This window comes from Comamonas squillarum, from assembly GCF_025309455.1.
Lineage (GTDB): Bacteria > Pseudomonadota > Gammaproteobacteria > Burkholderiales > Burkholderiaceae_C > Comamonas > Comamonas squillarum.
On sequence record NZ_CP104377.1, the window covers coordinates 2,361,344 to 2,380,507 of the forward strand.

At 63.8% G+C, this 19,164-nt stretch carries 22 protein-coding genes; 6 read left to right on the top strand and 16 right to left on the bottom strand.

What is annotated here, in order from left to right:
- Nucleotides 1–27: 27 nt before the first annotated feature.
- The 3 genes from N4T19_RS10975 to rsgA are packed head-to-tail and all read left to right on the top strand — an operon-like array spanning nucleotide 28 to nucleotide 2,643.
- Nucleotides 28–1,317: a M48 family metallopeptidase gene (locus N4T19_RS10975; RefSeq protein ID WP_409935186.1), complete on the top strand. Its 1,290-nt coding sequence runs from the start codon at nucleotides 28–30 to the stop codon at nucleotides 1,315–1,317.
- Nucleotides 1,310–1,654, top strand: coding sequence for a 4a-hydroxytetrahydrobiopterin dehydratase (locus N4T19_RS10980; RefSeq protein ID WP_021027931.1), 345 nt, complete (start codon nucleotides 1,310–1,312; stop codon nucleotides 1,652–1,654). The genes N4T19_RS10975 and N4T19_RS10980 overlap by 8 nt, the downstream gene beginning before the upstream one ends.
- Before the next feature lie 5 nt (nucleotides 1,655–1,659).
- Nucleotides 1,660–2,643 carry a ribosome small subunit-dependent GTPase A gene (rsgA, locus tag N4T19_RS10985; protein WP_260720209.1) on the top strand — a complete coding sequence of 328 codons (984 nt, stop codon included), beginning with the start codon at nucleotides 1,660–1,662 and terminating at the stop codon, nucleotides 2,641–2,643.
- A gap of 17 nt (nucleotides 2,644–2,660) precedes the next feature.
- On the opposite strand, the gene N4T19_RS10990 is transcribed toward rsgA, so the two are convergent.
- Nucleotides 2,661–3,626: a LysR family transcriptional regulator gene (locus N4T19_RS10990; protein ID WP_116927514.1), complete on the bottom strand. Its 966-nt coding sequence runs from the start codon at nucleotides 3,624–3,626 to the stop codon at nucleotides 2,661–2,663.
- Nucleotides 3,627–3,797: 171 nt separating this feature from the next.
- Here N4T19_RS10990 and N4T19_RS10995 point away from each other — a divergent pair, with 171 nt between their 5' ends.
- Nucleotides 3,798–4,964 (top strand): MFS transporter, encoded by a 1,167-nt coding sequence (locus tag N4T19_RS10995; protein WP_182343240.1) that lies wholly within the window; start codon nucleotides 3,798–3,800, stop codon nucleotides 4,962–4,964.
- A gap of 4 nt (nucleotides 4,965–4,968) precedes the next feature.
- On the opposite strand, the gene N4T19_RS11000 is transcribed toward N4T19_RS10995, so the two are convergent.
- From N4T19_RS11000 to rpsP, 6 genes are all read right to left on the bottom strand, one after another.
- Complete coding sequence (locus tag N4T19_RS11000; protein WP_116927512.1) at nucleotides 4,969–5,946, bottom strand: CobD/CbiB family protein; 978 nt, start codon at nucleotides 5,944–5,946, stop codon at nucleotides 4,969–4,971.
- Between the two features lie 47 nt (nucleotides 5,947–5,993).
- Complete coding sequence (locus N4T19_RS11005) at nucleotides 5,994–6,737, bottom strand: CoA pyrophosphatase (protein ID WP_116927511.1); 744 nt, start codon at nucleotides 6,735–6,737, stop codon at nucleotides 5,994–5,996.
- 93 nt (nucleotides 6,738–6,830) lie between these two features.
- A complete protein-coding gene (gene rplS / locus N4T19_RS11010) occupies nucleotides 6,831–7,214 on the bottom strand; it encodes a 50S ribosomal protein L19 (protein ID WP_027011119.1) in 384 nt (127 codons plus the stop codon).
- A gap of 133 nt (nucleotides 7,215–7,347) precedes the next feature.
- Nucleotides 7,348–8,124 (bottom strand): tRNA (guanosine(37)-N1)-methyltransferase TrmD, encoded by a 777-nt coding sequence (gene trmD / locus N4T19_RS11015; protein WP_260720210.1) that lies wholly within the window; start codon nucleotides 8,122–8,124, stop codon nucleotides 7,348–7,350.
- Nucleotides 8,125–8,163: 39 nt separating this feature from the next.
- Nucleotides 8,164–8,736 (bottom strand): ribosome maturation factor RimM, encoded by a 573-nt coding sequence (gene rimM / locus N4T19_RS11020; protein ID WP_116927509.1) that lies wholly within the window; start codon nucleotides 8,734–8,736, stop codon nucleotides 8,164–8,166.
- A 103-nt stretch (nucleotides 8,737–8,839) separates the two neighbouring features.
- The gene (gene rpsP / locus N4T19_RS11025) at nucleotides 8,840–9,091 is read right to left on the bottom strand and encodes a 30S ribosomal protein S16 (RefSeq protein ID WP_116927508.1); all 252 of its coding nucleotides are present in this window, start codon (nucleotides 9,089–9,091) and stop codon (nucleotides 8,840–8,842) included.
- A 107-nt stretch (nucleotides 9,092–9,198) separates the two neighbouring features.
- Here rpsP and N4T19_RS11030 point away from each other — a divergent pair, with 107 nt between their 5' ends.
- Together N4T19_RS11030 and N4T19_RS11035 are read left to right on the top strand one after the other, a co-directional pair.
- On the top strand, nucleotides 9,199–9,726 hold the full coding sequence (locus N4T19_RS11030) for a GNAT family N-acetyltransferase (RefSeq protein WP_116927507.1): 528 nt from the start codon (nucleotides 9,199–9,201) through the stop codon (nucleotides 9,724–9,726).
- Nucleotides 9,727–9,742: 16 nt separating this feature from the next.
- Nucleotides 9,743–10,222, top strand: coding sequence for a TM2 domain-containing protein (locus N4T19_RS11035; protein WP_232539424.1), 480 nt, complete (start codon nucleotides 9,743–9,745; stop codon nucleotides 10,220–10,222).
- 18 nt (nucleotides 10,223–10,240) lie between these two features.
- Here the strand turns inward: N4T19_RS11035 and N4T19_RS11040 are convergent, their stop codons facing one another.
- From N4T19_RS11040 to N4T19_RS11080, 9 genes are all read right to left on the bottom strand, one after another.
- On the bottom strand, nucleotides 10,241–11,176 hold the full coding sequence (locus N4T19_RS11040) for an alpha/beta hydrolase (RefSeq protein WP_260720211.1): 936 nt from the start codon (nucleotides 11,174–11,176) through the stop codon (nucleotides 10,241–10,243).
- A gap of 72 nt (nucleotides 11,177–11,248) precedes the next feature.
- Entirely contained in the window at nucleotides 11,249–12,259 is a 1,011-nt protein-coding gene (locus tag N4T19_RS11045) for an inorganic phosphate transporter (RefSeq protein WP_116927506.1), read from the bottom strand.
- 31 nt (nucleotides 12,260–12,290) lie between these two features.
- Entirely contained in the window at nucleotides 12,291–12,938 is a 648-nt protein-coding gene (locus N4T19_RS11050) for a DUF47 domain-containing protein (protein WP_021027917.1), read from the bottom strand.
- A 452-nt stretch (nucleotides 12,939–13,390) separates the two neighbouring features.
- Nucleotides 13,391–14,122 carry an ABC transporter ATP-binding protein gene (locus tag N4T19_RS11055; RefSeq protein ID WP_116927504.1) on the bottom strand — a complete coding sequence of 244 codons (732 nt, stop codon included), beginning with the start codon at nucleotides 14,120–14,122 and terminating at the stop codon, nucleotides 13,391–13,393.
- Between the two features lie 2 nt (nucleotides 14,123–14,124).
- Nucleotides 14,125–14,904 carry an ABC transporter ATP-binding protein gene (locus N4T19_RS11060; protein WP_239810913.1) on the bottom strand — a complete coding sequence of 260 codons (780 nt, stop codon included), beginning with the start codon at nucleotides 14,902–14,904 and terminating at the stop codon, nucleotides 14,125–14,127.
- 15 nt (nucleotides 14,905–14,919) lie between these two features.
- Nucleotides 14,920–15,996, bottom strand: coding sequence for a branched-chain amino acid ABC transporter permease (locus tag N4T19_RS11065; protein ID WP_021027914.1), 1,077 nt, complete (start codon nucleotides 15,994–15,996; stop codon nucleotides 14,920–14,922).
- Between the two features lie 10 nt (nucleotides 15,997–16,006).
- Nucleotides 16,007–16,936, bottom strand: coding sequence for a branched-chain amino acid ABC transporter permease (locus N4T19_RS11070; protein WP_021027913.1), 930 nt, complete (start codon nucleotides 16,934–16,936; stop codon nucleotides 16,007–16,009).
- A 435-nt stretch (nucleotides 16,937–17,371) separates the two neighbouring features.
- Nucleotides 17,372–18,304: an electron transfer flavoprotein subunit alpha/FixB family protein gene (locus N4T19_RS11075; RefSeq protein WP_260720212.1), complete on the bottom strand. Its 933-nt coding sequence runs from the start codon at nucleotides 18,302–18,304 to the stop codon at nucleotides 17,372–17,374.
- 43 nt (nucleotides 18,305–18,347) lie between these two features.
- Entirely contained in the window at nucleotides 18,348–19,097 is a 750-nt protein-coding gene (locus tag N4T19_RS11080) for an electron transfer flavoprotein subunit beta/FixA family protein (protein ID WP_116927872.1), read from the bottom strand.
- Between the last annotated feature and the right edge of the window lie 67 nt (nucleotides 19,098–19,164).

The following is a 19,164-nucleotide window of genomic DNA, read 5'->3' on the forward strand; positions in this document are numbered from 1 at the left end:
GGTATTCGCCAACCAACACCCCCACTTGTGACTCTATCGCTGCTGTTCACCCTGCTATTCGCGATCGCACTGGCTGCCAGTGTGCTGACCAAACTCTGGCTGGCCAGCCGCCAGATGCGCCATGTGGCCGCCCACCGCGATGCGGTCCCTGCCCTCTTTGCCGACCGCATCAGCCTGGCAGCGCACCACAAGGCGGCTGACTACACGATCGCCAAGACCCGCTTTGGGCTGCTGGGGCTGGCCATCGGCACGGCTGCACTGCTGGGCTGGACGCTGCTGGGGGGCCTGGATCTGCTCAACGCCAGTCTGCTGAAAGCGCTGGGTGGCGGCATGTGGCAGCAGCTGGCCCTGGTCGCCGCCTTTGCGCTGATCAGCGGCCTCATCGATCTGCCGGCCAGCTACTACCAGACCTTTGTGCTGGAGCAGCGTTTTGGCTTCAACAAGATGACGCCCGGCCTGTGGCTCGCCGACCTGGTCAAGGGCACGGTCATGGGCGCGCTGGTGGGCCTGCCCATTCTGGCCGTCATCCTGTGGCTGATGGGATCGGCCGGCCAGTGGTGGTGGCTCTGGGCCTGGGCCTTCTGGGTGGGCTTCAACCTGCTGCTGATGGTCATCTACCCGGCTTTCATCGCGCCGCTGTTCAACAAGTTTCAGCCACTGGAGGACGAGAGCCTCAAGGCCCGCGTGCAGGCGCTGATGCAGCGCTGCGGCTTTGCGGCCAAGGGCCTGTTTGTGATGGATGGCAGCCGCCGCAGTGCGCATGCCAATGCCTATTTCACCGGCTTTGGTGCCAGCAAGCGCGTGGTGTTTTTCGACACCTTGCTGCACAAGCTCAATGGCGACGAGGTCGAAGCGGTGCTCGCCCATGAGCTGGGCCACTTCAAGCACAGGCACATCCTCAAGCGCATGCTGGGCCTGTTTGGCCTGACTTTGCTGGGCTTTGCGTTGCTGGGCTGGCTGTCGCAGCAGGGCTGGTTCTACACCGGGCTGGGCGTGACGCCCAACCTGAACATCCCGGGCGTGCCCGGCGCCAGCCCCAACGATGCACTGGCGCTGCTGCTGTTCATGCTGGCCGTGCCGGTGTTCAGCAGCTTTGTCTCGCCGCTGATGGCGCACTCGTCGCGCAAGCACGAGTTCGAGGCCGATGCCTATGCCGTCCAGCAGACGCGCGCGGCCGATTTGCAGTCGGCCCTGCTCAAGCTCTACGAGGACAATGCCTCGACCCTGACGCCCGACCCGGTCTATGTGCGCTATTACTATTCGCACCCGCCCGCCGTAGAGCGTATCCGCCACATGCAACAATTGGCCCATGACTGAATCCCACCTGCCCCAACAAGACTGGTCCACCCAAAGCCGCCGCGCGCTGTCCGCCTCCGAGGTGGTGACCCAGCTGAGCCCACTGACCGGTTGGGTGCTGAGCGGTGATGGCGCCGAGGTGGCCATCGAGAAGACCTTCCGCTTTGCCAACTACTACGAGACCATGGCCTTTGTGAATGGGGTCGCGCTGGTGGCCCATACGCAGGACCACCATCCAGACCTGTCGGTGCACTACAACCGCTGCGTGGTGCGCTTCAACACCCATGATGTGCATGGGCTGTCGGTCACCGACTTCGAATGCGCGCGCCGCATCGAAGCCATGCTGCAGCTGGCCTGAGAGACATGGCAAAACCTGCAAGACGCGCCAGCGCGCCCAGCCAGACGGGGATGCAGACGGGCCTGGTCGTGGCCAGCTATGGCCGCCACTGTGTGGTCGAAACCCCGGACGGCGTGCGCCGCATCTGCCACCCCCGGGGCAAGAAGAGCCAGGCCGTGGTCGGCGACCAGGTGCGCTGGCTGGCCCCGCCGCCCGGCCAGGGCGAGGAAGGCACGATAGAGAAAGTGCTGGAGCGGCGCAATGTCTTCTACCGCCAGGACGACATCCGCACCAAGACCTTTGCCGCCAACCTGGACCAGCTGCTGATCCTGATCGCGGCCGAGCCGGTCTTCAGCGAGGTGCAGCTGGCACGCGCGCTGATTGCGGCAGAAGCGGCGCACATCACGCCCATCATTGCGCTCAACAAGATGGACCTGGAAGAGCCCTTTTTGCGCGCCTGGGAGCGGCTGGAGCCCTACCGCACGATGCGCGACCAGGCCGAGGACCCGCCGCACTACATGGTGCTGCCCTTTGCGCTGGAAGGCGCCGACGAGGAAGACCGTGATGCCATCTACGGCCTGCTCGAAGGCAAGACCACCTTGGTGCTCGGCCCCTCGGGCGTGGGCAAGAGCACGCTCATCAACCTGCTGATACCGGGCGCCAATGTGGCGACCAACGAGATCTCGCAGGCGCTGAACACCGGCAAGCACACAACCACCAGCACGACCCTGTACTGGGTGGACGAGGCGCGCAAGACCGCGCTGATCGACTCGCCCGGTTTCCAGGAGTTTGGCCTCTACCACATCGCGCCCACGCAGCTGGCCGCCTGCATGCCCGACATCGGCGCCCATGCCAAGGAGTGCAAGTTCTACAACTGCACGCATTTGCACGAGCCCGGCTGTGGCGTCATCCATGCGGTGCAAAACGGCCATGCCGAGCTGCCGATCAGCGACAACCGCTACCGCATCTACAGCGAGCTGTTTGACGAGCTCAATCTGAGCGCTTACTGAGCCTGTTACGACAGACCTCAGCCCCGGCACCACTGCTTGGGCAAGGTCTCGGCATGGCCCAGGTCCACATGGGCCTTCAGAAAATCAAGCACGGCCCGGGTGCGCGACGGCAGGCGCTCGGGCTTGCCGAGGTAGACCGCATGGATGGGTTCCAGCACACCGGTGTTGAAGGCCTCCAGCACCACCTGCAACCGGCCCGCAGCGATATCGTGCCAGGCGTGGAACAGCGACAGCCGCGCCAGGCCCACGCCTTCGACAGCCAGGTTACGCATCACATCGCCATCGTTGACGCGCAGCAGCTCGCCAATGGCGACCTCCACATCCTGGCCCGCCAGCCGGAACGGCCAGTGCGGCACCGTGCGCTGGTAGTTCCAGCCAATGCGCACATGGCCGCCCAGCATATCGGGGTGCGTGGGCACACCATGGGCATCCAGATACGCGGGTGCTGCCACAATGACCTGGCGGGTATGGCCCAAGAGGCGGGCCACCATGTCCGAGGCGGGCAGCTTGCCCCAGCGGATCGCGATATCGGCCCGTGCCTCCATCAGGTCCACCACCTCGTCGGTAAAGCTCAGGTCCAGCACCAGGCCGGGGTACTGCTGCATCAGCCGGCCCACCAGCGGCACCAGGATGGCCTGCCCGGTCGATGAGCTGGAGTTGATGCGCACGACGCCCTTGGGCGTGCTGCGCAAAGATGCAGCCGCTTCGGCCTCCTGCAGATCGGCCAGCACGCGCTGGCCACGCTCGTAGAGCTGGCGGCCCTCGGGCGTCAGCTGCACGCGGCGCGTGCTGCGCAGCAGCAGCTGCGCGCCCAGGCGTGCCTCCATGCGCGCGACGATCTTGCTGGTGGCCGACGGCGACACACCCAGGTGGCGGGCCGCTGCCGAGAAGCTGCCGTGTTCGGCCACCTGCACAAACACCTCCAGCTCGCCGGAGCGGTTGGTCTCGAAGGTCGGGCTGGCGGGAAAAGCAGGGTTGCGCATGGTCAAAAGCGTCATAGCGCCAGATGGTGGTGGCAAATTCTGCCTTTATTTATTCCGTTTGGGAACAAATACCTTTCCACTGTTCCGGCTACACAAGAATCAGGCCGCGCTTCACAATCCCATTCCTCAGCGGCCATCCGGCCTTCGCCCCAACACACAAGGAATCCTCCCATGCCTGTCTCATTGCTGGCACTCGCCGCCGGTGCCTTTGGCATCGGCACCACCGAATTCATCATCATGGGCCTGCTCACCCAGGTCAGCCAGGACCTGGGCATCAGCATCCCCACGGCCGGCACCCTGATTTCCGGCTACGCCTTTGGCGTGGCCATCGGCGCGCCCGTGCTCACCCTGGCCACGCGCCACTGGCCGCGCAAATGGCTGCTGCTGGGCCTGATGCTGATCTTTATCGCGGGCAACATCACTGCGGCCATGGCCCCCAGCTATGGCTGGCTGATGGGCGCGCGCATGCTCACCTCGCTCACCCATGGCACCTTCTTTGGCGTGGGGGCCGTGGTGGCTACCGGCCTGGTCGCCAAGGACAAGCAGGCCTCGGCCATTGCGCTGATGTTCTCGGGCCTGACCCTGGCCACCTTGCTGGGCGTGCCGGCCGGCACCTGGATCGGCCAGCATTTTGGCTGGCGCATGGCCTTTGCCGCCGTGGCCGTGATCGGCGTGGTCGCGCTGGGCATTCTGGCCGCCTTCGTGCCCAGCAAGCTCCAGCAGGCCGCACCTGCTGCGCTGCGCGATGAGCTGTCCATCCTGGCGAGCACGCCCCTGTGGCTGGGCCTGGGCATGACGGTGTTTGGCTTTGGTGGTGTGTTTGCGCTCTACACCTATGTGGAGCCGCTGCTCTCGCAGATCACCCAGATGGGAAACACCGGCGTGGCGCTGAGCCTGCTGCTGTTTGGCGCCGGCTCGGCCGTGGGCAATATTGCCGGCGGCAAGCTGGCCGACCGGGGCGTGGTGCGCGCGCTATGGATCACCCTGGGCGCCCTGGTGGCCGTGTTGTTGGCGGGCCGCTGGGCCTTTGGCATCTCGGCAGCCGTGGCCATGGCCTATGTGACCGTGCTGGGTGTTGTCGCCTTTGCCACCGTCGCCCCCATGCAGATGCGGGTGATGCAAGGCGTGGGCAGCCAGGGTGCGACGCTGGCCTCCAGCCTGAACATTGCGGCCTTCAATCTGGGCAATGCGCTGGGTGCCTGGGTGGGCGGCAGCCTGATTGCCGGCGCAGGCCTGCTGTCGATCATCTGGGGCGCTGCAGCGCTGTCGGCCATCGGCCTGGTGCTGGTGGCAATGGGCCAGCGCCGTAGCCCTGCCGCTGCACTGCAAACGGCCTGAGCTATTACCCCAGCAGGCGCGCCAAGGTGAGCAGCGCCAAGAGCAGCATCCAGACCACGACGGAGCGCCACACCAGGCCCACCACGCTGCGCAGGTGGGCCACTTCCGGGTCACGGCCGGGGGTGGTGGCGCCATCGCCCTGGATCTGCAGGGGCGCGGCGGCATCGATATCGACGCTGCGGGCGCGCAAGGCCACCCCGCCCAGGCGGATGTCGATGGCACCGGCGGTCGCGGCCAGGATCACGCCATCGTTGTCATTGGGGAAATGCTGGGTCTGAAAGCGCCAGCCGTCGATGGCCTCTTCAAAATTGCCCACCACGGCAAAGCTCAGCGCCGTGAGCCGGGAAGGCAGCCAGTCCACGATGGTCCAGGCCTTGGCCGCAACCGTCTCGAAAGCGCCTTGCACCATGACCGCGGGCTGCACCGATGGGCGCGCAAAGCGCGAGGCGTATTCAGCCATGCGGAAAAACACCGCGCCGGCAGGCCCCAGGCCCAGTGCCGAGCCGATGGAGTAGCAGGCCAGCACGCCAAACACATGGCGGTGCGCGGCCAGCACCGAGTACTCGATCACATGGCGCACGATCTCGCGGCGCGGCAGATCATCGGCGTTGACCTGCTGCCAGTCGGCCAGGTACTGGCGCGCCTGGTCCTCATCGCCGGACTCCAGCGCATGGCGGATGCGCGTGAAATGGTGGCTGAACTGGCGAAAGCCCAAGGTCACATACAGCACCAGCACATGCCAGGCCATCGCCAGGGGCCAGCCCACCAGGGCCACCAGCAGCCAGTGCATGCCCATGGCCAGGGCCGTGGGCAGCAGTACCGCCACGCTCCAGGCCAGCCAGCCGTGGCGCTGCTCGCCGGCATCGAGGTTGCGGCTGAGCCATTGCACCCAGGCCCGCACACCGGCATAAACCGGATTGTCGCGAGACAGGGATTTGGCCTGCTCCAGCAGCAGGGCCATCAGCGTGGCGAAAAAACTCATGGACAGTGATCATACCGGCTGTGATGTATCACACAAGCCGTTACAAACTAGGAAGCGGGTGGAAAGGCCAAAAACCGGTACAAATTGCGCAGCATGCTGGCCGTTGCCCCCCAGATAAAGCGCTGCTGGCCCGATGCGGGATCGTCATAGGGCATCGACAGCCAGCGCCGGCTGAACTCGGGTGTATCGAGCTGCTGCCAGCGGTGGTGCGCAGGGTTCATCAAGAAGGACAGCGGCACCTCGAACACCTCGTCCACCTCGCCCGGGTTGGCCTGCAGGCTAAGCGGTGGCTGCACCAGCCCGACGATGGGCGTCACCTCAAAGCCCGAGCCGGTCGCGTACTCGGGCAGGCGGCCAATGATTTCAACCCGCTCGCGCGCCAGTCCCACCTCTTCCCAGGCCTCGCGCAGCGCGGTGTCGTTGATATCACGGTCCTCCGGGTCCTGGCGGCCGCCAGGAAAGGCAATCTGCCCCGAATGGTTCGTCAGGCCGGCGCTACGCTGGGTCAGCAGCACATGCATCTCCTGGCGCTGCACCAGTGCTACCAGCACGGCGGCCTTGGCCGGGGGCCGGTCCGTCCAGCTGCGCTCGCGGAAGATTTCCGGCTCACCGCCATGGGGATGGGCGACAAAAGCCTGGCGCAGCGAATCGGCCCGCAACAGGCGCGGAGCGACCGCCGGCAGGGCCGAGTCGATCTGCACGACCGGCGCGCGGCGCGGGTCCATGATGGACGACACCCGCGCAGCGGCGGCGGGCGGTGATGAAGGCGAGAGGGAGGAGGCGTTAGACATAGACAACAGGCAGCAAGCACGGTGGCCCATGTAAAAAAGCCGCCACAGCTTGCACTGTAGCGGCTTTCAGCACTGGGCTCTGTCGCAGCGTGATTACGCAGCTGCCACAGGTGCTGCCTTGCGTGCTGGCAGCTTTTCCTTGATACGAGCCGACTTGCCGCTGCGTTCACGCAGGTAGTACAGCTTGGCACGGCGCACATCGCCGCGGCGCTTGACTTCGATACCGGCGATCATAGGGCTGTAGGTTTGGAACGTACGTTCCACGCCTTCGCCGCTGGAGATCTTGCGCACGGTGAAGCCGCTGTTCAGACCGCGATTGCGCTTGGCAATCACCACGCCTTCGTAAGCCTGCACGCGCTTGCGCGTACCTTCAACAACGTTCACGCTCACGATCACGGTGTCGCCAGGGGCAAATTCAGGAATGGTCTTGTTCAGGCGAGCAATTTCTTCTTGCTCGAGAATCTGGATCAGGTTCATGGTTTCATCCAACGATCATACGCGCGCCATGAATTTGGCAGCCGCGCCCGGCACGGTGTGCTGGGCATCTGCGGCGTGTTGCTTCTCTCACCATTGAAAAAAGCGGCCGTGTAGAGGATCGTAAAACCGGCAATTATAGCGGTTTTGCCAAATTTACCAAATCGGCACTGGCCAGCAGCTGCTCATCCTTGCGGCTGAGCTGCTTGCGGCTGCGCGCCTGGTCCAGCAGCTCAGGGCGGTGGATGGCCGTGTTGCGCAGGCTTTGCTCGCGGCGCCAGCGCTCGATATTGGCATGGTGGCCCGACAGCAGGGCTGCGGGCACCGGCTCGCCATCCCAGACCTCGGGCCGGGTGTAGTGGGGGCAATCCAACAGACCGTCGAGCGCGGGGTTGAAGCTGTCGAACTGGTGGCTGCCCTCGTCATGCAGCACACCGGGTTGCAGGCGGGCCACGGCGTCAAGCAAGGCCATCGCGGCAATCTCGCCGCCCGAGAGCACAAAATCGCCCAGGCTCAGCTGCACATCGACATGGCGGTCAATAAAGCGCTGGTCCACGCCCTCGTAGCGGCCGCACAGCAAGATGGCACCCTGCGAATCAGACCAGCGCTGCACCTGGGCATGGTCGATACGCTCGCCAATCGGCGAGAACAGCACCAGCGGCGCGGGCTGCGCCTCGGCACGCGCTTCGCGGATGGCGGCCAGGCAGTCGGCCAGCGGCTGGGCCATCATCACCATGCCGGGGCCGCCGCCAAAGGGGCGGTCATCGACGCGGCGGTAGTTGCCTGGGGCGTAATCGCGCGGGTTCCAGCACTGCACCGCCACCTGGCCGCTGCTGTAGGCACGGCGCGTCACGCCCACCTCGACAAAGGGGCCGAACAGCTCGGGGAACAAGGTGATGATGTCAAAGCGCATAGAAATTCTCCCCGCTGGCGGCCTGCGTGTCCGGCACGATCAGTAGTCCGGCTGCCAGTCGACCGTGATGCGCTTGGTGGGCAGCGAGACCTCGTCGACAAAGGCGCCGACAAACGGAATCAGGCGCTCCTGCGTCTTGCCGTCTTCTTCGTAGTTCAGCACCAGCACGGTCTGGGGGCCCGAGGCCATCAGGTCGCTCACGGTGCCCAGCGCCACGCCTTCACGGTTGACCACGGCCAGACCCAGCAGGTCCACCCAGTAGTACTCGCCGTCATCGGTCTTGGGGAAATCGGCGCGCGAGATGAACACCCGCGCACCTTTGAGTTTTTCGGCCTGGTCGCGGTCGTCCACGCCCTGGGCCCAGCCCACCATGCCATCGCCATGGAAACGCGCTTGGCGCATCTCGAGCTGAGCAACGCCCTGGAAGTGGCGTGCGCCCTTCTCGGGCGGCTGGATGAACCACAGCTTGGATTTGAGCAGCGCCTGCGGGTCGGGGCTGAGGGCAATCACCTTGAACCAGCCCTTGACGCCCCAGGCATCGGCAATGCGCGCCACTTCAATGGCGTCATCGGGCAAGGTGGCAGGGCTTAACAACAACTCGGTAGCGGGCATGGCAGTTCAACAGGGCAATAAAAAACGGGCCGCAGTGCTCATCGCAGCAGCGGCCCGCATGCACGAATGGTACCGGAGCACCACCCGTGATGAGAGAGGCAAATTAAGCAGCCTTGGCAGCAGCTTGCTTGACCAGACGGTCCACGGTGGTGGAAGCCTGAGCACCAACGCTCTTCCAGTAAGCCACGCGGTCCAGAGCAACGCGCAGGCCTTCAACGCCTTCCTTGGCCAGTGGGTTGTAGAAACCCACGCGCTCGATGAACGAGCCGTCACGGCGCACGCGCTTGTCAGCAACGACGATGTTGTAGAACGGACGGGCCTTGGAGCCGCCGCGGGAGAGTCGAATAACGACCATAATAATCCTTCGGGTGGTTAGTTTTCTTACCACGTTTGAGACACGCAACTAGCCACCCGGCCAGCGACACGCAGTAAAGCCGCAAATTATACAAACTTATTTCAACCATGCCAAGTGTTCGTGCCAGCATCCCTCAGGATCTCCCCGCCATCACCCGCATTTATGCCCACCATGTGCTGCATGGCACGGGCAGCTTCGAGACCGAAGCCCCCAGCGAAGCAGAAATGTCCCGGCGCCGTGACGAGGTATTGTCGCGCCAGCTGCCCTACCTGGTCGCCGAGGACGCCGACGGCCAGATCCTGGGCTTTGCCTATGCGAACTGGTTCAAGGCCCGGCCGGCCTACCGCTTCTCGGCCGAGGACTCGATCTATGTGGCCGATGGGCAACATGGCCGGGGCCTGGGGCGCCTCTTGATGAACGCCTTGATCGACCACTGCGAGGCAGCTGGCGTGCGCAAGCTCATCGCCGTGATCGGGGACTCCAACAACGCCGGCTCGGTCGGTGTGCACCGCGCAGCCGGTTTTACCCAGGTGGGCGTGATGCGCTCGGTGGGCTGGAAATTTGGCCGCTGGTTGGATATCGTGATGATGGAAAAAACCCTGGGCGATGGCGACAACAGCGCCCCCACCACCTAAACACCCCCCCCACCCTATGAGCCACCCCATCACCCACGCGATGCCGCGCAGCAAGAGCAAGACCCTCGCCACCTGGCTGGCCTTTCTGGGCGGGCCTTTGGGCCTGCACCGCTTCTACCTGCATGGCCTGGGTGACATGGTCGGCTGGATGCTGCCCATCCCCACAGCGCTGGGCCTGTATGGCATGGAGCGCATTGCCAGCCATGGCATTGACGACCAGGTCAGCTGGGTTCTGGTGCCGCTGCTGGGCTTTACCATTGCGGCCTGCGCACTGACGGCCATCGTCTACGGGTTGATGGCGCCCGAGAAGTGGAACGCCCGCCACAACCCCGGCCTGCCCGAGGACGCGCTGCCCGGCCGCACCCGCTGGATGACGATCTTCGGCATCGTGGCCTCGCTCTTGATCGGCACCACGATCCTGATGGCCAGCCTGGCCTACAGCTTTGAGCATTACTTCCAGTACCAGATCGAGGAAGCGCGCAAGATTTCGCAGTAAAGGGATAACTGTGCAAGGTCAGCGCGATTGCTCATTCACCTGCAGATGCGTGCGGAGAAAGCCAAACACCTGCGCCTCATAGGCCTGCGGCGCAAACTGATGCAGATCCACATGCGCCGCGCCCGGCACCAGCCATAGCGGTTGCGGCGACTGCTGCGCCTGGCTTGCGGCCTCCGCCATCTGCTGGGTTTCAGCGGGCGGGGTGTAGCGGTCTTGCGTGCCGCCCAGTACCATCACTGGCCGGGTCCAACCGGCCAGGCGGTCGATAGGCCGCAGCTGGTGGGGATCCAGGCCCAGGCGCAGCGGCATCTGCCAGAGCAACAACGGCGTGGCAATCGGCGCCAACGGGGCCAAGGAGCCCAGCACCGCACGCACCCGGTTGTCCACGGCGGCCACCATGCTCGGGAACACGGCTTCGAGCACCACCGCAGCGGGCAGCCGCGCCAGCTCCGCCATCAATAGCCCGGCGCCGCCGAGCGATGCGCCGATCACTGCCACCCTCTCCGTCGGCTGCTGCGCCTGCAACCAGGCCAGCGCAGCGGCAATGCCCAGGCCCTCCCGGGGCCCGAAGGACAGTATCTCCCCATCGCTTTGGCCATGGGCCGGCAAATCGATCAGCAGCACCCCATGGCCGCGCGCATGCAGCGCCAGCGCCCGGGGCAGCATCGCACGCCGGTCAGCGCGCACACCGTGCAGCAGCAGCACGGCACCCTGCCCGGGCGTGCCCGCTGCATACCAGCCCCGCACCATGCCTTGCGCCGTGGCGATCTCGACGGCGTTGGCACCCAGCGCCGCCGGGGGCTCAGCGATCTGCTGGCGGTAGGGCTGCGAAAGCCAGCCTGCCGCCCACCAGGCCAGCGCCAGTACCACCAGCATCAATGCGGCCAGTGCAGCCGCAAACCAGGCCAGCGGATGCAGCGAAAAGATCGAAGGGGTCAGTGCGGGGTCGGTCATGCCTTGGACAAAAAACAAAACGGCTGGCAGATCATATCCGCCAGCCGCCTTTTGGCTATCGCACTGCGACCATCAATAGAGTTGCAGGCTCACCCAGTAGGCAAAGGCCGCCACAAAGGCGCTGGCCGGGATGGTCAGCACCCAGGCCCAGACGATATTGCCGGCCACACCCCAGCGCACTGCGCTCATGCGCTGGGTCGAGCCCACGCCGACGATGGCGCCGGTGATGGTGTGCGTGGTCGAAACGGGGATACCCAGCGCAGTGGCGATGAACAAGGTCATCGCGCCACCGGTTTCGGCGCAGAAGCCGCCGACGGGCTTGAGCTTGGTGATCTTCTGGCCCATGGTCTTGACAATGCGCCAGCCACCAAACATCGTGCCCAGTCCAATGGCCGCATAGCACGAGATGATGGCCCAGGCAGGAGGATCGGCATCGTTGGGCGATGCGTAGCCGGTGGACAGCAGCAGCAGCCAGATGATGCCGATGGTCTTTTGCGCATCATTGCCGCCGTGGCCCAGGCTGTAGGCTCCGGCAGAGACCAGCTGCAGGCGGCGGAACCACTTGTCGACCCGGCCCGGCGTGGTGCGGCGGAACAGCCAGGCCACGATCACCATCATGATCGAGCCGAGCAAAAAGCCCAGCACCGGAGAGACAAAGATGAAGGCCACCGTCTTCCAGATGCCGCTGGCGACCAGCGCGCCCGAGCCCGCCTTCGCAATCACCGCGCCCACGATGCCGCCGATCAGCGCATGCGAGGAGCTCGACGGGATGCCGTAGTACCAGGTGATCAGGTTCCAGGCGATGGCGCCCACGAGGGCGCCAAAGATCACATGGGTGTCGACAATGCCCGGGTGAACAATGCCTTTGCCGATGGTCGCCGCCACGCTCAGGTGGAAGACAAAGATCGCGACAAAGTTGAAAAATGCCGCAAACACCACCGCTTGGGTGGGCTTGAGCACGCCAGTAGAGACAACGGTCGCAATCGAATTGGCCGCGTCATGAAACCCGTTCATGAAGTCGAACAAGATGGCCAGCGCCACCAGCACGACAATCACCCACAGGGCTGTTTGCATCGGTTCCATGGAAGTTCAGTCTCCTGCTTGCTGCAACGGATCAGGAGTTTTCCAGGATGATGCCTTCGATGTGGTTGGCCACATCCTCGCACTTGTCGGTGATGGTCTCGAGCAGCTCGTAGATGGCCTTGAGCTTGATCACCTCGCGCACATCGGGCTCCTCGCGGAACAGCTTGCTCATCGCCGAGCGCATCACGCGGTCGGCATCGCTCTCGAGGCGGTCGATCTCTTCGCAGGTCTTGATGGCCGCTTCGGTGGTCGAGGGATCGGCAATGCGGTCGAGCATCTTGACGGCATCACGCACGCGCTCGCAGCACTTGACGCTCAGGTCCGTCAGGCGGGTGATTTCTTCGGTCATGTGGCGCACATCGTAGAGCGCCATGGTCTCGGCCGAGTCCTGGATCAGGTCGGCCACATCGTCCATGGTGTTGATCAGCGAGTGGATCTGTTCACGGTCGATGGGGGTGATGAAGGTCTTGTGCAAGGTGCGGTTGACCTCGTGGGTCACGCGGTCGGCAGCGCGCTCGGCATTGTCCACGTCCTGGTTGTATTTTTCGCGCAGATGGGGGTCGTTGTAATTGGCCACCAGTTGGGAGAACGCGTGGGCCGCTTCAACAATGCGGTCGGCGTGCTGGTTGAACAGTTCGAAGAAATTGCCTTCGCGCGGCAAGAGTTTGCCAAAGAGCATGGGTGCACCTATTCGGTTTCAATGCAAAAAAAAGGGAAAAACCTGCGCACACCCGGCCGGAATCTGGCTTGTCAGCCCCGGCTCCCTGGCCCTGCCGCCACCCTGCAACTCCTTGAATTGCCAGCGGTGTCAGCGGTTTGCAGTGCGCAAAATCTGTCATTCACGGCGCATTGCTGCACTGCAAAATTCACCAATTTTAAATGCAATTGTCATTTCTTTGTCGCATTTGAGGCCGCCACGCCGAAAACAGCGCAGCCCGCGCCCTGCCCGCCGCGCCTGGTACAGAGGGAGAACGGCAGCGCTGGCGCTGTCTCCCAAAGCGCGCTACCTTGCGCTTGCCGCCATCAGCTCCCACCGTGTTTTTGCGGGGCGATGGCCCAATGCGCGCGCCAACCGGCAGCGATAAAAAAAGCACTGCCGGGCAGTGCTTGGGGAGTGCATGCGCGCTGCCGCTATTCACCCAGATAGGCGGCGCGCACCTTGGGGTCGGCCAGCAGCTGCTGGCCCGGGCCGGTCATCGTGATGATGCCCGACTCCATTACATAGCCCCGGTCGGCAATGGCCAGCGCGCGGCTGGCGTTCTGTTCCACCAGCACGATGGTCACGCCCATCGCATAGACATTGCGCACCACCTCGAAGATCTTGTCCACCATGATCGGCGACAGGCCCATCGATGGCTCATCGAGCAGCAGCAGCTTGGGCTGCGCCATCAGCGCGCGCGCCATCGCCAGCATCTGCTGCTCGCCGCCGGACATGGTGCCCGCCAGCTGGTCCTTGCGTTCGCGCAGGCGCGGGAAGATGTTAAACATCTTCTCGATATCGGCCTGGATGCCGGCCTTGTCCTTGCGCAGGTAGGCGCCCAGCATCAGGTTGTCGGTGATGGTCTGGCGCGTGAAGACGCCCCGCCCTTCTGGCACCATCACCAGGCCCTTGGCCACCAGGTCCCAGGCGCCCCGGCCCTTGAGGTTCTCGCCCAGAAACTCGATCTGCCCGTCATTGATGGCCTGCGTGGCCGTCACCGCCTTCATCGTCGTGGTCTTGCCCGCACCGTTGGAGCCGATCAGCGATACCAGCTCGCCCTCATGCACCTCGAAATCGACGCCCTTGACGGCCTGAATGCCCCCATAGGCCACTTTCAGCCCTCGCACCTTCAGCAGTACGGGGTTGGATGTCTTGTCAACCATGCTCAGTGTCCTCCGGTGCCCAGATAGGCCTCAATCACTTTTTCGTCTTTCTGCACCTCGGCGGGCGACCCCTCGGCCAGCCGCTTGCCGTAGTCGAGCACGGTCACCCGGTCGCACAGTCCCATCACCAGCTTCACATCATGCTCGATCAGCAAGATCGTGCGGTTGTCGTTGCGGATGCGGTCGATCAGCTCGCGCAGCTGCACCTTCTCGGTCGCATTCATGCCGGCGGCGGGCTCGTCGAGCGCAATCAGTTGCGGGTCGGTGGCCAGCGCGCGCGCAATCTCCAGGCGGCGCTGGTCGCCGTAAGACAAGGTGCGCGCCTTGTAATCGGCATAGCGCTCAATGCCCACATAGGCGAGAAGCTCGCGGGCACGCTCGGCAATGGCCCGCTCCTCGGCCTTGAAGCCCGGTGTGCGAAAGATCGCGCCCAGGAGGCCCGAATGGCTGCGCACATGGCGGCCCACCATCACGTTCTCCAGCGCCGTCATGTCGGAGAACAGACGGATGTTCTGGAACGTGCGCGCAATGCCGGCCTTGGCCACCAGGTGCACGGCCTTGGGCTCGTAGGGCTTGCCAGCGAGCTCAAAGCTGCCGCTGTCGGGCGTGTACAGGCCGGTGATCACATTGAAGAACGTGGTCTTGCCCGCACCGTTGGGGCCGATCAGGCCATAGACCTGGCCGCGCTCGATGGTCAGACCCACATCCGAGAGGGCCTGCAAGCCGCCAAAGCGCTTGGAAATACCTGCCACCTTGAGTGCAGGAGCTTGTGTGTTCGTCATGCTCGTCTCTCCTGCTCAGTCTTTCTGGATCGCGCTCTTGCCATGCTCGGGTGCCGGCCACAGGCCGCGTGGGCGCAGCAGCATCACCACGATCATCGCCACCGCAATCAAGAGCTGGCGCAGGATGGAGGCATCCAGACGGCCATCGGTCATCTGCTGCAGCGGGCCGGCCACATAGCGCAGCACCTCAGGCAGCGCCGACAGCAGCACGGCACCCAGAATCACACCGGGGATATGGCCCAGGCCGCCGAGCACCACCATGGCGACGATCATGATCGACTCCATCAGGCTGAAGGACTCGGGCGAGACAAAACCCTGGAAGCCGGCAAACATCGCGCCGGACACGCCACCGAACGTGGCACCCATGCCAAAGGCCATCAGCTTGAGGTTGCGGGTGTTGATGCCCATGGCCTTGGCGGCAATCTCGTCCTCGCGGATGGCCATCCAGGCGCGGCCGATGCGCGAGTCCTGCAGGCGGTAGCAGATCACCACACTGGCCACGACCAGCAGCAGGAACAGGTAGTAGTACAAGGTGACCGACGAGACCGTGTAGCTGCCGATCTCCAGCGGCTTGGCAAAGTCAAAGCCAAAGATCTTGATCGAGTCGATCTGGCCCAGGCCCTTGGGCCCATTGGTGATGTTGACGGGCTGGTCCAGGTTCAGCATGAAGATGCGGATGATCTCGCCAAAACCCAGGGTCACGATGGCCAGGTAGTCCCCGCGCAGCTTGAGCACCGGAAAGCCCAAGATCATTCCCGCTATCGCCGCCAGCAACGCGGCCAGCGGTATCACCAGCCAGATGGAGGTGTGCAGGCCATTGGGGAACATGGCCTTGAAGCCTTCAAAGGTCTCGGCCAGGTGGGGCGAGGCCATCAGGCCCAGCATATAGGCCCCCACCGCGTAGAAGGCCACATAGCCCAGGTCCAGCAGGCCGGCAAAGCCCACGACGATGTTCAGGCCCAGGGCCAGCAGGACATAGAGCAGTGCCAGGTCGGCAATGCGCACCCAGGCGTTGCCAAAGGACTGCAGGATCAGCGGCAATACCAGCAGCGCAATCGCGCCCACAATGAACTGTGCTTTGTTGTTCTTCATGCTGTTCCCCTTAAGCCCGATCGGCCACCCGCTCACCCAGCAGACCCGAGGGGCGCAAGGTCAGCACGATGATCAGCACGATAAACGAGAAGATATCGACATACTGGCTGCCCAGCACGCCTCCGGTGAGCTGGCCGATGTAGCCCGCGCCAATGGCTTCGACCAGGCCCAGGATCATCGCACCCACCACGGCGCCGGCCAGGTTGCCGATACCGCCAAATACGGCCGCAATAAAGGCCTTGAGGCCGGGCAAAAAGCCCATGGTGTGCTGCGCCGTGCCGTAGTTCGAGGCCCAGAGCACGCCGGCGATCGCCGCCAGCACCGCACCGATCACAAAGGTGGCCGAGATCACCATGTCGGGCTTGATGCCCATCAGCGCCGCCACGCGGGGGTTCTCTGCCGTGGCCCGCATCGCGCGGCCCAGGCGGGTGTAGTTCACCAGGTACATCAATACCGCCAGCACCACGGCCGTCACGCCCAGCACCAGGATCTGGGTCGGCGTGATCACCGCGCCGGCCAGGTCAAAGGGCTCCATCGGCAGCAAGGTTGGATAGGGCTTGTAGTTGGGTTTCCAGATGATCATCGCCAGCGTCTGCAGCAGGATAGACATGCCGATCGCGGTGATCAGCGGCGCCAGGCGCGGGCTGTTGCGCAGCGGCCGGTAGGCCAGCTTCTCGATGGTGAAATTGAGCACCGCCGCCACCACACAGGCAATGAGCGTCGCTATCAGCAAGATGACCCAGCCCGGCGTTCCCGGCATGGCCTCCTGCATCACGCCGATGATGCTCCAGCTGGTCAGCACCCCGATCATCAGCACTTCGCCGTGCGCGAAGTTAATCAATTGAATAATGCCGTACACCATGGTGTAGCCCAAGGCTATCAAAGCGTACATGCTGCCCAATACCAGACCATTAATGATCTGCTGCAGCAAAATATCCATACAACCAACCCTTCAGCTTGGAACCACAACAGCGAAAACTGCATGAAACGGGGGTCTCCCGCGATGCAGCCGCCTCTAACCGCGATAACAGTTTTATGCGGATCGAAACAATTCTATAGACGCGCCCTCAGTTTTTCGGCGACTAGCCCGCTAGCGCTTTCCCTAGTGACCCATGCGCAAACTGCATGAATACAGGTGAGACCGCAGCGACCACCTAGGGAATTTACTAGGTATCGATTCAACGAATCGCCACACACTTTTTACAATTGATGCCGCAAACACAATAATCAAATAAGTGGCTGCGTCTCGCGGCTGGGACACTGGTGTAAATACCTATATCAGCTTCAGTTGCATAAACAACCAAATACACAGGCTTGCGAACAGGCATAAAAAAACGCGGCCTGGGCCGCGTTCTAGGAAGAGGTCGATCCGCGTTTAGAGCTTGCCCGCCATCTCGGGCACAGCCTCAAACAGATCGGCCACCAGGCCATAGTCGGCCACGCTGAAGATCGGCGCTTCTTCGTCCTTGTTGATCGCCACGATCACCTTGGAGTCCTTCATGCCGGCCAGATGCTGGATCGCGCCCGAGATGCCCGCTGCAATGTACAGCTGGGGCGCGACGATCTTGCCGGTCTGGCCCACTTGCAGGTCGTTGGGCGCGTAGCCCGCATCCACCGCTGCGCGGCTCGCGCCAATGGCCGCGCCCAGCTTGTCGGCCAGCGGGGTCATCACTTCGTTGAACTTCTCGGCGCTGCCCAGCGCCCGGCCACCGGAGACGATGATCTTCGCTGCCGTGAGTTCCGGGCGGTCGTTCTTGGTCACTTCGCGGCCCACAAAGCTGCTCTTGCCGCTGTCAGCGGCGGCTGCTGCGTTCCCGACCGCGGCCGAGCCGCCGGTGGCCGCTGCGGCGTCAAAGCCGGTGCCGCGCACGGTGATGACCTTGGTGGCATCGATCGATTGCACGGTGGCAATGGCATTGCCCGCGTAGATGGGGCGCTCGAAGGTGTCGGCGCTCACCACCTTGGTGATGTCGCTGATCTGGGCCACGTCCAGCTTGGCTGCCACGCGTGGCGCCACGTTCTTGCCCGAGGCGGTGGCTGGCGCCAGGATGTGGCTGTAGTTGCCGGCAATGGCCAGCACTTGCGCGGCCAGGTTTTCGGCCAGGCCGTCTTTCAGCGCCGGGCCATCGGCCAGGATGACTTTGGCAACGCCTGCGATCTGGGCTGCGGCCTGGGCTGCAGCTGCTGCGCCTTCGCCCGCTACCAGCACATGCACATCGCCGCCGCAAGCCAGGGCTGCGGTGACGGTGTTGAGCGTGGCGGTCTTGATCGTTTGGTTGTCGTGTTCTGCAATAACGAGAGCGGTCATGTCTATCGTCTTTCCATTCAATGTGTCAGGTGTCGGGTCAAGGTCAGATGACTTTGGCTTCGTTCTTGAGCTTGTCGATCAAGGTCGCCACATCGGGCACCTTCACGCCGGCGCCGCGCTTGGCAGGTTCCTGCACCTTCAAGGTCTTCAGGCGCGGGCTCACGTCCACACCCAGGTCTTCGGGCTTGACGGTGTCGAGCTGCTTTTTCTTGGCCTTCATGATGTTGGGCAAGGTGACGTAGCGCGGCTCGTTCAGACGCAGGTCGGTGGTGATGACAGCGGGCATGGACAGAGACAGGGTCTCCAGACCGCCGTCCACTTCGCGCGTGACGCTCACCTTGTCGCCAGCGACCTCGACCTTGGAGGCGAACGTGGCCTGGGGCAGATCAGCGAGCGCTGCCAGCATCTGGCCGGTCTGGTTGGCGTCGTCGTCAATCGCTTGCTTGCCGCAGATCACGAGGCCCGGCTGCTCCTTGTCCACCAGCGCCTTCAGGAGCTTGGCAACCGCCAGCGGCTGCAGCTCTTCGGCCGTTTCGACCAGGATGGCGCGGTCTGCACCAATGGCCATCGCCGTGCGCAGCGTCTCCTGGCACTGGGTCACGCCGCAGCTCACTGCGATGATCTCGGTGACCACGCCCTTTTCCTTCAAACGCACGGCCTCTTCCACCGCGATTTCATCAAAGGGGTTCATCGACATCTTCACGTTCGCAATGTCCACTCCCGAGCCATCGCTCTTGACGCGCACCTTGACGTTGTAGTCCACCACGCGTTTGACGGGTACCAGTACTTTCATAGTCTCAGCTTTCTAACAATAAACTCTGGGCCCGCTGCGGCGTCGCTTGCCGCCTGCAGGCCACGGT